A 13304-nucleotide genomic window follows, 5' to 3' on the forward strand; every position below is an offset into this window, starting at 1 on the left:
ATTTTACTGTTGTACCGCTTTTCTGTGTTCTTCATTTTCCTCAAGAACATAGGGACCTGCAGAAACGATTTCCAGAACGAGAACACATTTATCGTCTTTGCAATAATCCTCCAAAGGTAAAAAGGCATTGCCATTTGTCCATCTGACTGAATCACTGTCCAATTTATGCCATCCATCAAGATTTTCTTCACTGAGATGAACATCAATATCAAAACTCTTATTTTTATTGAAAAGCTTGATATTCTTGATCAATAGACCGAGATAGCGTCTATCATCAACAAATGGACCAATAACATCACTTGGTCGGCTTGCACGGGAAACAATCCGGACATTCTTGGTATTTTTTGGAATAACGAAGGTTACTTTTCCATTATCAATTCGTTTTTCGATCACATTGCCATTATCGGCTATAAGGCAAATATCATGATCATTTGTAATTAGGGGTTTTCTGCCTTTTCTATCAATATGTTTGGCCAAAGCCTGATCCAAGAGGGAATTATATACTTTTTCCACACTGTCACGATCAACGTTTAATGGAGCCGCGGCATCATTTACCCAATTTTTAGGCAACCGGATAACATTATTTTCAATATCCTTGATGGTGTCCCTGGTATTCAAATAACTTTCAGTAAGCATTCCATTCGCCGTGATGACAGAATGTTCTCCTGTTTCAATATGATAGTATCTGTACATTTTCTGTGAATGATCGTAATAAATGGAATGATTATTGACCAACATACGCACGGGTATAAATTTACCATCAATAAACAGGCAATGTTCAGGTGTTACATAAGTATCTTGATATGGAATATTCTCGGAAATGGCATCTTTCAGAATACAGACAGGATATCCACCCTCATCATCGGGCAAATGCGTGTTAACAAAATGTGTATCACTGACTATGGAGGTTATGGGCTGTAATTGCAACCCGTTATCTGTGTGAATATAAACCCTGTCATTCACCCCAAGATTTTCAACCGCGATATCACCCCTATCAGTTTTAATTAACGTTCCGGCTAAAAAGCATGGATATGTTTCATCACCTTTAACGGGTAATGTTACATTGGCTATATTTATATTTGTTGAATTATCAATATGAGGATTAACAAACCCAGCGCCATTTGCTACATCAATACTACCTGCATCGTCTGTTGTCCGAAAATAACCTGAACCTCCTTTTAAATGGGAATTAACTAATTTACCTCCGCTTGCAATTCTATTTTCATCACTATTCGGATTATAAAAAGTATCATCATCAGATATTCCACCATTTTCAATTTTGGATATTTCTGATACATAATGATTTTTTTGTGAAATTCCCCCACTGGATACGGTAAGAAAACCATTATAAACCCAGGAATTTGTCAGTTTACCACCCGACTGAATGAATATTTTCGGATTTGAATCACCAGCAAAGTTACTCATATTAGCTAATTGATAGAGACCATCCACGACTGCCCCGCTATGAATAGTCAATGCGCCATGAATCATATCTACTGGACCATAAATCTTTTCGGAGTTGGGCTGTCCTTCCCGTTGAAAATAGGTTTTACCTTCTTCATCCACATCCGCGATCCAGTTTCCCCCTGTTAAAAGAGGATATTCATTTTCTATAACAACATTTGCAAAATCTGGCGGAACATAGTTTTCAGGTTCATTATAAATGGCATTTCCTGCTATATATAATTTAACATTTTGAGCGCCTGAATTAATGGAGGTAATATCAGGCATATGATGATTTTTTATCACGGCACCTGACGCGTAGTGAATTTCCGATCTGTTTGCCGCAGTTCTGAAAGAACTTGATTCCCCCTTCAAATTGGGATTTTTTAATGTACCACCACTTTCTGCTGTATCACCTGGATTGTAGAATGTATCATTATCGGAAATTCCTCCATCATCTATCGTCACTACTTCTGATACCATAGAGTTATCGGATGAGATACCGCCATTATAAATATGAATATCACCATTTATAAGATTTGAATCTTTAATCACACCACCTGACTTAACATTAATTAATGGATTAGCCCGTCCACCAAATCCACTCATATTCGCTATTTCATTTAACCCACTTACGACAGCACCACTTTCAATATTCAATGTGCCATGAATCATGTTTACTGGCCCCTTGACACTGATACCACCGCTTACATAGACAGTATTCCCGGCATCATCTAGTTTTGCGGTCCATTCTCCACCGGATAATATTGGATAATCATTCTGAATAACAACATGCCTAAAATCCGTATCACTTGAAATAATATTATTACCAGCCATAACAGTTTTATCCCTATAAAATAAAAAATTAAATAATCTAAATCAATCTTTCCAATTGTTTAATATTTCACTTAAGCAATATGAAACCAATTTTCAATATACAATTATAATTTTACCACAATTATAATTATGATGTAATTAATGAAATTATTAACATAATAATTATTTTTAAGATACTGATTTTATTCAGAATTAAAATTCAACTTAAATTTATATAGGAAAATCGGATAAATTCTGTATAAATTTAATAAATTCATGAAGTTTTGAAAACGTAAATAATTCTAAACAAAAATAATATGTGAATAATACATATATATTATTGATAAATATGTAAAAAAATTAATAATCAATCATATCAAAAAATTAGTTAGCATTTTTTAGCCTCGAATATATTAAAATATCATTAAAAATTTTTATTCTTTTTTGAATTGTAACATTTCATGGGACTAATTAATTTCTTTATTTGCAAATCCCAGTACAGTAATATGCTGACCGATTTAATTTGAATAGTAATATAATTTAATTTTTAAATATAGGGCCATATTCATGACAATATTAGTTACAGGTGGTTGCGGTTATATTGGAAGCCATACTTGTATTCAACTAATAAAACAAGGTATTGATCCAGTTATCATTGACAATCTTTATAACGGCAAGGAAATCGTTCTTGATCGCATTAAAAAGATTACTGGAAAACGACCAAGATTTTATCAAGGGGATATTAGAAACAAAGATCTTTTAGACACCATATTCAAAGAAAACAATATAAAGGGAGTTATTCATTTTGCAGGACTGAAAGCCGTTGGTGAATCGGTACGCAAACCATTGGAATATTATGATGTCAATGTTTATGGTACTATCAATTTGCTTGATGCCATGAAAAAGGCCAACGTCAAAAAATTTATTTTCAGTTCATCCGCAACTGTTTACGGATCCCAGCCGATTATTCCATATATCGAAACCATGGAAACCGGAGAGCCAACCCAACCATACGGTCGCAGCAAGCTCTTCATTGAGAAAATTCTTCAGGATCTATCAATCGCGGACCAGGACTGGTCCATTACAATATTAAGATATTTCAATCCCGTAGGAGCGCATCCATCAGGATTGATTGGCGAGGATCCCCAGGGTATTCCCAATAATCTCATGCCTTATATCACTCAGGTAGCTATTGGAAAATTGGACTCCCTTGCAGTATTCGGCAATGATTATGAAACCAGAGATGGAACGTGTATCAGGGATTTTATTCATGTTATGGATTTGGCTGAGGGACACTTGGCCGCACTCAAATATAATGACACCCAATCAGGAGTGAATATTTTCAATTTGGGTTCCGGTCAGGGAAATAGTGTACTGGAGGTTATAGCCACTTTTGAAAATGTGTTCAGAAAAAAATTGCCATATCATTTTGCCCCACGTCGTGATGGAGATCTACCCGCATATTGGGCTAATGCTGATCGCGCCAAAAAATTATTGAATTGGGAAACGAGATTGAATCTGCATGATATGGTAAAGGATTCTTGGAACTGGCAAAGTAAAAACCCCAACGGTTTTGAAGGGTAGCTTTTAAATTAGCGACATATTGATCAAATTATCACAATCTGTAAAACAATGATTGTGATAATTCATTCAACCTTTTAAATGACAGATCAATTGTGCAGAAGCCAATGAATGATGATGCACGTTAAAACCGACGAAAGCTGGGGTTGAGGAAGGTGTCACATCTATTCTTGCTATATTCAATGCATGAATCGTAATTATATAACGATGCGGTTTTCCAGGTGGTGGTGCTCCACCCCCGTATTCCTTTTGACCAAAATCATTTCGAATCTCAATTGCACCTTCAGGCAGCAATTTATTGGAGGAAGCCCCTTCAACCAGATGTGTTATGTTGGGTGATATATTGACAACAACCCAATGCCACCATCCAGACCCGGTTGGAGCATCAGGATCGTACATGGTTATAACAAAGCTTTTTGTATTATCTGGAGCATCCTCCCAAAATAAAGAGGGGGAAAGATTACCTCCATTCTGTCCCATGCCATGATAACGTTGGGCATTGGGCATTTCATCACCTTCTTTATAGGAATGGCTCCAAATTCGGAAAACCATATCAATCTCCTTAAATATGTCATTATATGACAGTTATATTTTATTTTTCTAAGGCTGTATATGGTTTTAATTTTGCAGAGATTACAAATAATTTGATATTACATGCAAATTTTTCTCATTTTTTATTTCATAAATCTAAAAAATGAAATTGAATATCAAAAATTGTCAATATTTGCCGCCACTTTTTCTTCAAAATTTTTTCTTGCTTTGGGCAAGTCTTTATTTATTAAGGAAAACACATTTTTCTCTAGAAAATAACGGGATAATTTCAAACCATTCATCCAATCTTTCTGATTGCCATTTTCTTCCTCATTCAGAAAAAAAGATGGAAAAGGGAATAATTTCGGCTTCCACTTTCCTGCCATAACTTCCGTAACCACTTTTCCCGTACGTGGAGACACAAAAAAAGATTGACACTTGTCAGATTCATAACAGATTGATATATCCAACGCATACCCCAGTGCCGCAAGAAAATTTAATTCCCATCGTAATAGCCGAGGAACAATTTCTTTATTTGAATCTGTAGGGTTTTCCGCGACAAAATCAAGATATTGAAAAGATGATTTTGCAATATATTCCACCGGTTGACGCTCGAGTAATCCACTCTCGGCTACAGCACATAAGGACAGCATGGCTGAAAATGCCAATGGACAAGGCGATAGAATTGCAAAATTCGAACGTATCAATTCGCCTTTGAAATATCCCAACTGATCTGATAGTTTCGCTGACCAATCGACATTGACAAAATTTCCCGTCTGCCAAATGGAAATTTGACGACGGGAAATCATACCCTTGACAAGCCCCCTGAATAATCCCTGCTCTAGCGAAAGAACAGACACTATTCCATCAGTTTCTCCATAAGGGCGTGTATTCAAAACAATAACCGGGGAAGACCATTCCTGCATTCTATCTCCCCCACCCTGTTAATTGTAATCAACCCTTGACAGCTTGGGCAACTTCAGCAGCAAAATCGCTTTCTTCTTTTTCAATGCCTTCACCCAGATGGAAACGTTCAAAGGCAACAAGTTTTGCTCCATTTTTGTCAACAACAGCCTTGACTTTGCTTTCACCATCATGAATCCAGGTTTGTTCCAAAAGAACAACTTCTTCATAGAATTTACGTAAGCGACCCTCAACCATTTTTTCAATGATATTGTCCGGTTTACCTGATGCACGCGCCTGTTCAATAAAAATGCTTTTTTCACGTTCAACAGCGGCAGGATCAATTTCTTCAACACTTAATGCAATTGGACGTACAGCGGCTACCTGCATACCAATTTTACGACCGAGGTCCTCAATTTCATCAGATGCTTCAGGTGCCTCCAAAGCAACCAGTACACCAATTTTTCCTAAACCTGGACGCAAGGCGGAATGAACATAGCTTGCTACAACACCAGAAGAAACTTCAAAAACACGCACACGTCGAATGGTCATGTTTTCACCAATTGTAGCAATCAAGTTGGTTAGATTTTCTGCAACAGTTTTTCCATTTTCCATTGTGGCATTTTTCAAGGCCTCGACATCTTCACCCACTGTCAATGCAACTTTGGCGACATCCTCAACAAATTGTTGAAACTGTTCATTTCTGGCGACAAAATCGGTTTCAGCATTAATTTCGACCATGGCAGCCTTGTTACCCGCTGTCGCAATTCCTACCAATCCCTCAGCAGCCACACGGCCGGATTTTTTTGCAGCAGTAGCCAATCCCTTTTTACGTAACCAATCAATAGCTTCCTCGATATTGCCAGCTGTCTGATTAAGCGCCTTTTTGCAATCCATCATGCCGGCACCGGTTTTTTCACGTAATTCTTTTACTAATGCAGCTGTAATCTCTGCCATCATTTTTCCCTTTTCTTAACACACGAACGTCTCGATCAATATCGAGACGTTATGCTTGTATCATTTAATATAAATTGATTTTTTGACGAATTTCATATTGAATCGTCAACAATCAGAAAACTTATTGGCAATTAAGCTGGAACGTCTGGTGTCTCTTGTACAGAAACAGATTCCATAATAATTTCAGGAGGCAATTCCTCTGCCGCACCAATATCTTCACCTGCGGCACCTAATTCCTTGGAAATACCATCCAACACAGCACCGGCAACCAAATCACAATATAAATTGATTGAACGTAATGCATCATCATTTCCTGGAATTGGATAGGTAATCCCATCAGGATCTGAATTGCTATCCAGGACAGCTACAACAGGAATACCCAATTTGTTAGCTTCCTGTACAGCCAATTTTTCCTTATTCGTATCAATGATAAAGAGTATGTCCGGCAAACCACCCATTTCCTTGATACCGCCAAGTGAACGTTCCAATTTATCACGTTCACGGGTCAACTGAAGAATCTCTTTCTTGGTCAACCCAATTGTATCGCCATCAAGCGTTTCTTCGATCTGGCGTAAACGCTTGATAGAATTGGTAATGGTCTTCCAGTTTGTCAGCATACCCCCTAGCCAACGGTGATTGACATAGTACTGCCCACAACGTTTGGCTGTTTCCGCAACAATCTCAGAAGCTGTACGTTTAGTGCCAACAAACAATACTCTTCCACCATTGGCAACTGTATCACGAACGGCATGTAATGCACGATCCAGCATAGGAACCGTTTGTTGAAGATCAATAATATGAACCTGGTTACGGACACCAAATAAGAAAGGTGCCATTTTAGGGTTCCAGCGACGTGTATGATGTCCGAAATGAACACCCGCTTCCAATAACTGACGCAAAGTAAAATCTGGCATTGCCATAAATATTATCCTTATAACTGGTTAAACCTCCGTAAAGTACCGATTACCTTTTTCAAGCACCAGCGGTCGAACCTTTACGTGTGAATTGTCGAACAATTTCGATCATATCGTATATGATAGATTTTTGATAAAAATTCAAGTGAATCTTTAATAAAGAAACATATGCAAAAATATTGATCTTTATGAAAACATTTTTTAAATTTCTTTATTCTTGATTATCAAAAAAAATAATAAATAATTAGTGTAAAATAAATGACTTCATTATCGTTTAGTCTTATACGTAAAATCATCCAATATAAATAATCATTATCTATTATTTTGAAACTCCTTGATTATTTCTAATAATTTCAATCCATAATGTTCCAATTTCATATTCCCTACACCTTTTATATCCTTAAAATCTTTCAAGGTTTGGGGATTACAAAGAGCTACTTCCCTTAACACCGAATCATGAAAAATGATATATGGAGGAACCTGTTGTTTACGCGCCTCATCTGATCGCCATTTTTTTAATTCATCAAATAATTTATGCCGGTTTTGTGTTATTAGCAATGTATCGTCTGTATTTTGACATTTATATATTTCAGATTTTTCAATATCTTCACGCAGAAATAAACTCTTTTTCCCCCTTAACAACGGACGGGCTTTTTCTTGGTTTAGAAACAAATTTGAAAATTCCTCTCCCTGACGCAAAACATCTCGGGCCATCAATTGGTGAATAACAGAACGCCAAAAATTGTGTGACTTATCTTTCCCAATACCAAATAAAGAAAGTCTATCATGCTGAAAATTTTTAACTTGAATATTATATTTGCCTCGCAATACATTAATAATATGCATTGCTCCAAAACGTTGTCCGGTGCGGTATACTGCAGAAATCACTTTCTGAGCCGCTATAGTTCCATTTAACAGTCTTACAGGATTTTTACAATTATCACAGTGATTACAAGACTTATCCTGGTTTTCTCCAAAACAATGCAACAAAAGTTTTGTTCGGCATTCAGCCGTTTCAGATAATGCCACCATCATATCAAGTCTTGAACACGCGATTTTCTTCTGTTCATCTGTAATCGTAGAATGTTCAAGAAAATATCGCGCCTTAGCAACATCAGCACCATTATAGAATAAAACGGTTTCGGCAAGGTCACCATCCCGTCCAGCCCGACCTATTTGTTGATAATAATCTTCTGGTCCCCTGGGCATATCCAAATGCACAACCAATCTGACATCCGGACGATCGATTCCCATTCCAAAAGCAACCGTCGCAACGATAATTAAAGGCTCTCCTGATCGAAACCTTAATAGGATACCTCTTTTTTCAAGTGCGGATAAACCGGCATGATAAGCTAAAGCGGTAAAACCATAACGAACAAGATTATGAGCTATCCGTTCAGATTTATTACGACTTCCACAATACACGATACAAGCCGCATCCCGATATTTTTTTAATAATTCCCTTAGCTGTTTGGATTCGGTATTTTTTTGTATTACACGTATAAATAAATTAGACCGATGAAAACTGGATCGCAGAATTTTGGCTTCAGGCATATCCAAAGCCTGAATGATATCCTTTTGCGTGACTGGATCAGCTGTTGCTGTAAGGGCAATTCTTGGAACAGAGGGAAATATCCGAGGTAAATCACATAAAAGGCGATATTCCGGACGAAAATCATGTCCCCATACGGATATACAATGGGCTTCATCAATTGCAATCATGGAAATTTGAATTTTTTCCAAAAATTTCAATGTATCGTTATGGAGCAAGCGTTCTGGGGAAACATATAAGAGCTTGAGTTTTTTTGAAGCAATATCATGACGGATATTGTATGCTTCCTCATTTTCCAATTCTGAGTGTAATGCACCTGCACTTATACCTAATTGCCTTAAAGCTGCTACCTGATCATCCATCAATGCAATTAATGGTGAAATAACCAAGCCCATTCCAGAACGACACAAAGCCGGGATTTGATAACAAATACTTTTACCTCCCCCGGTGGGCATCAATAACAAAACATCCTGATTTTGCATTACAAGATCAATCGCCTGTTTTTGCAAACCACGAAAACACTGATACCCAAAAACTGTTTCTAGTATTTTTTGGGGGTCTCTCTCATCATGTAATCTAACTTTATCAAACAAGTTAAAAAAGATTATCCAGATAGAATTTATTGAACTATAATTTCCACACGTCTTGCCGCCACTTGACTTTTACGATTTTCTGGCGGACGGGGAATATCATGAACACGATTTGACAGAACTCCATCATCCACAACCTTTTGTGCAACAATTTTGGCACGCTGAATTGCCATCATTTCATCTTTGGATAAATCGCCATAAATTGCTGCATAACCTTTGACATAAACCTGTTTTTCAGGAAATTTTTTCGCATAAGTAGCAGCTTGAGAAATGGTTTTGTTAGCCGAATCATCCAGATCCGTGGAAGCAAATGGAAAAAATACAACATAGGTTCTGTCATTCTTTTGCGTTAAAGAACCGGATTGGGAACATGCCCCCAACAAAATGGATGCTAGTAAAACAGGAACAAATCGACGCATTTAATTACTTTCTTTCAAGGCAACATTTTCAAATCAATATATAATATCAACAAGTAATAAAATATATAATTTTCTTTTATTCCGCAACTAGTTGTCCATTAGATAACCGCCATACCTCATCTATGTTTTCAACACCCGTTAAACGGTGCATTATCAAAATCACCGTTCGGTTGCCTGTTATCTGATTTAGGGTTTGAAAAAACGCTTTTTCAGTATCACCGTCTAATCCTGATGTTGGTTCATCCAAAAGTAAAATCGGGGCTTTTAGTAACATTGTACGTGCCAATGCAATCCTTCTTCCCTGTCCTCCGGAAACCTTTACACCACCCTCTCCAAGCCAGGTATCCAGTCCATCCGGCATTTCACGAACAACATTTGCCACTGCAGCATCAGAAAGAGCTTGCCACAAATCTTCCTCTGTCGCATCAGGGTTTCCAAGCAAAAGATTCTGACGAATTGTATCATCAAATAAATGGGTGTTTTGAGAAAGCCATGCTATTCGTTTGCGGACTGATTCATTATCAAACCAGTCAAGATTTTGATCTGCCAATGTTATTGAGCCCTTTGTTGGCTGAATAACCTTTAATAACAAGGCCGCCAGAGTGGATTTTCCCACACCGGATGATCCTATAATGGCAATTTTTTTTCCTTGTGCAATCGTCAGGTTCAAATTCTGATAAAGCCATGGTTGTGACTCTCCCCAACGAAACGATACATCCCGAAACTTGATATCCCCGGTTTCAGGTGGAACTTTACCAGATTTAGAATTGTCTTCAACTTTTTTATTGTCATTAATATTCACAACTCTTATGGCGGCATTGACGATTTGACCTGCCAAACCTCCTGCCTTGCTCAAAGGAACGACCAATTCAAATGCTGTAATAGTCAGAAAAAGACAGAAAACCGTGTGAAAAGCGTTCAATCCATGAAAACCAATGTTCAATCCGCTCATCAATACAAATAAAACAGCAACTTGACCAAAAAAATATGCGATGACTCCTATTAACGCTACTTTCCTTGCCTGAATATATTGTTGATCAAAAAGTTCATTCTCATTTTTTTTGATTAATATGGAAACTCGATGTTCTGCTCCAAAGGCTCTTATTTCCCTTAAACCATGAATAAAATCCAGAACTGTTATTCTCAGCTGTGCCGTACCCTGAACAAGTTTTTTCCCTCTTTTCCGAGTTATAAAGCCCGCACCAAATGGGCATAAAAATGCAGAAATTCCATAACAAATCACGATAGATACAGCCAATGCCAAATTATAATGGGCAATAACTGTAAAAAGCACAAAAGATGTCAATATGGAACCGAAAAACGGTAAAATAAGACGCAAATATAATCCGTCCAATGTTTCAATATCAGAAACCAATCGGGATAATATATCCCCACTATGACGGAAACCCAATCCTGCCGCACTCCCCATAGCAAGTGTACGGAAAAACCATATCCTTAAGTCTGCTAAAGCATGAAACATGGCATTATGGGTAAACAATCTTTCCACATATCGCATAATCATGCGGGAAACCCCGACCATTTTTAAAAACAGTGAGCTGGTTATGATTGCACCCATAGCTGTCAAGGCAACCTTGCCCCCGGCAAAGCTCATTAAAGCCAATCCCAATAATACGGCTATCAAGGAGATAAAAATTCCAAAAAGTAAAGCGGGCAACCGTTTATACCATATCGAAAATATTGTTTTAAACGCTGCCGTCACGGAGGATTTTTCAGATCTGGTAATATCTTTAATATTTTGCATATTATCCTTCCTTCTGACAGGAAATTATAAATCCATGATTTAAATTGATGTGTATACCAGGCAATTTTTGCCCCTGTTCCGAATGGGTGGCCATAATGACTGTTCTATTTTCAGTCAGTTTCAACAATTGATTAAAAATACCCCTCTCCGTTTCGGGATCAAGATGAGCTGTAGGTTCGTCAAGCAATAATAATGGAGCGTTTTTCAGATATGCTCGTGCAATAGCAATTCTTTGGGCCTGACCACCCGATAACCCATAACCGTTTTCACCAATTACCGTATCAAGCCCATGCGGTAAATCTAATAAATATCGATCTATCGCCGCCGCTTCAATGGCTTGTTGAAATTCTTGCTCGGTTGCGGAGGGTCTGGCAAACATAATATTCTCACGAATAGTACCGCAAAAAATAACAGGTTTTTGCCCGATCCATGCCATTAATTTTGACAATGAAGCAGCCGAATATTCGGTAATATCCAATCCATTTACCAAAACCTGCCCCTCATTCGGCTTTATAAATCCGAGAATCATTTCGATAATGGTTGATTTTCCTGCACCAGACTGACCTATCAATAAAGCTCTTTCCCCTGCCTTGATGTCGAAATTCAGGGAATGTAATATACGACCTCTTTGAGCGTCCCAATGATAGGAAACATTTTTAAAGCTTATTTCCACTTTATCATTGAAAGGAATATCCTTTACATTGGTTGAAAATTCATTTTTGACAGGCAATTCAACAATAGATGCAGCCGTTCCGCCAAGTCGTGCCCTGTCCTGATAGGCCAGAGCCAAACTGCGTAGAGGACCAAAAAACTCCGGAATAATCAATAAAGTAAAGAGAATATGCGTGACAGGAATAGATTGTATTGAATGAATTTGGACAAATTGACTTCCATCCATCAACACTACCAGAATAATCGCGATAATCATCGCACAATCAATAGAGGCAGACGACAAGAAAGCTACCCGTAATATTTTCATCGTTCTCTTACGCAATTCATCTGCTGATAATGCAAGTCTATTGGCCATGTCATCTGATCGACCAGCCAATACAATCGTTGCAATCCCTCTTACTCTATCAAGAAATTGAGCCTGCAAACGGGTCATTGCCAAAAATTGCTTTCTTGCAGCCATGGCTGCTCCAATTCCAAAAATTGCCTGTGCAATAGGAACCATCAAACCACATAAACCCATAATCAACGCTGACCATGGTTGAACCAAATACACGAAAAAAAGAATAAGTAGTGGTGAGGCAATCCATAGAACCGATGCCGGCAACCATCGTGAAAAATAACCATCCAAAGATTCAACCTGATCAACCGCCAATGCTGTCAAAGCGCCACTTGATTGTCGCCTTAATATTGAAGGACCGATTTGCATAATATGATTGATAATCAAATTACGTAGGCGATGTCGTGCTTTAAGACCGATTTTGATCGTAAAGTCACCTTCCAAAAAAAATACGCATCCTTTGAGAAGCGATAGTAACAGATAAAATAATATCAGTATTGAAATTGGAAATTGTATTGGTATGGATGGGACCAAGATTTTTCCGATAATTTCAGCAATCACCCATGCCATACCGACAGCAATCAAACTTGAAAGCAATCCTAAAATTACAAGAGGGAAAATTGCCTTTTTGCCAATTTTCGTTTGTAATCTTGTCCAGTTTTTAATTTTTGTTTTTTTATCAGGCATATAATCCACTCTTTATCACGATAAAAAGATGCATTGGCAATTCAATCTGGGTAATTTACAATTTAAAAAGTAAAAAAAAATTATCAGATTATTCAAAATTTCAGTAATTTTATTTATTCCCAAATTTTTAAAAACAAAAT

The 13304-nt window shown here is 37.5% G+C and carries 10 protein-coding genes; 1 reads left to right on the plus strand and 9 read right to left on the minus strand.

Going from position 1 to position 13304, the window contains the following annotated elements; translation table 11 throughout:
• Positions 1-3: 3 nt before the first annotated feature.
• Entirely contained in the window at positions 4-2280 is a 2277-nt protein-coding gene (locus D9V35_RS05295) for a Hint domain-containing protein (protein WP_122123671.1), read from the minus strand.
• A 546-nt stretch (positions 2281-2826) separates the two neighbouring features.
• Here D9V35_RS05295 and galE point away from each other — a divergent pair.
• Positions 2827-3843, plus strand: coding sequence for a UDP-glucose 4-epimerase GalE (gene galE, locus D9V35_RS05300; RefSeq protein ID WP_122123672.1), 1017 nt, complete (start codon positions 2827-2829; stop codon positions 3841-3843).
• 66 nt (positions 3844-3909) lie between these two features.
• Here galE and D9V35_RS05305 read toward each other — a convergent pair whose 3' ends face one another.
• The 8 genes from D9V35_RS05305 to cydD form a co-directional block, all read right to left on the minus strand.
• Positions 3910-4392 (minus strand): YbhB/YbcL family Raf kinase inhibitor-like protein, encoded by a 483-nt coding sequence (locus D9V35_RS05305; protein WP_110438103.1) that lies wholly within the window; start codon positions 4390-4392, stop codon positions 3910-3912.
• 155 nt (positions 4393-4547) lie between these two features.
• A complete protein-coding gene (gene recO, locus D9V35_RS05310) occupies positions 4548-5297 on the minus strand; it encodes a DNA repair protein RecO (RefSeq protein ID WP_122123673.1) in 750 nt (249 codons plus the stop codon).
• 28 nt (positions 5298-5325) lie between these two features.
• Positions 5326-6231 carry a translation elongation factor Ts gene (tsf, locus tag D9V35_RS05315; RefSeq protein WP_122123674.1) on the minus strand — a complete coding sequence of 302 codons (906 nt, stop codon included), beginning with the start codon at positions 6229-6231 and terminating at the stop codon, positions 5326-5328.
• A gap of 131 nt (positions 6232-6362) precedes the next feature.
• Complete coding sequence (rpsB, locus tag D9V35_RS05320) at positions 6363-7151, minus strand: 30S ribosomal protein S2 (RefSeq protein WP_110438106.1); 789 nt, start codon at positions 7149-7151, stop codon at positions 6363-6365.
• Between the two features lie 306 nt (positions 7152-7457).
• A complete protein-coding gene (gene recQ / locus D9V35_RS05325; protein WP_122123675.1) occupies positions 7458-9290 on the minus strand; it encodes a DNA helicase RecQ in 1833 nt (610 codons plus the stop codon).
• 26 nt (positions 9291-9316) lie between these two features.
• Positions 9317-9706, minus strand: coding sequence for an OmpA family protein (locus tag D9V35_RS05330; RefSeq protein WP_122123676.1), 390 nt, complete (start codon positions 9704-9706; stop codon positions 9317-9319).
• Between the two features lie 76 nt (positions 9707-9782).
• Positions 9783-11468, minus strand: a complete 1686-nt coding sequence (gene cydC / locus D9V35_RS05335; RefSeq protein WP_122123677.1) for a thiol reductant ABC exporter subunit CydC — start codon at positions 11466-11468, stop codon at positions 9783-9785.
• Between the two features lies 1 nt (position 11469).
• Positions 11470-13164, minus strand: coding sequence for a thiol reductant ABC exporter subunit CydD (cydD, locus tag D9V35_RS05340; RefSeq protein ID WP_122123678.1), 1695 nt, complete (start codon positions 13162-13164; stop codon positions 11470-11472).
• Positions 13165-13304 lie beyond the last annotated feature (140 nt).

This window comes from Commensalibacter melissae, assembly GCF_003691365.1.
GTDB classification, from domain to species: Bacteria; Pseudomonadota; Alphaproteobacteria; order Acetobacterales; family Acetobacteraceae; genus Commensalibacter; species Commensalibacter melissae.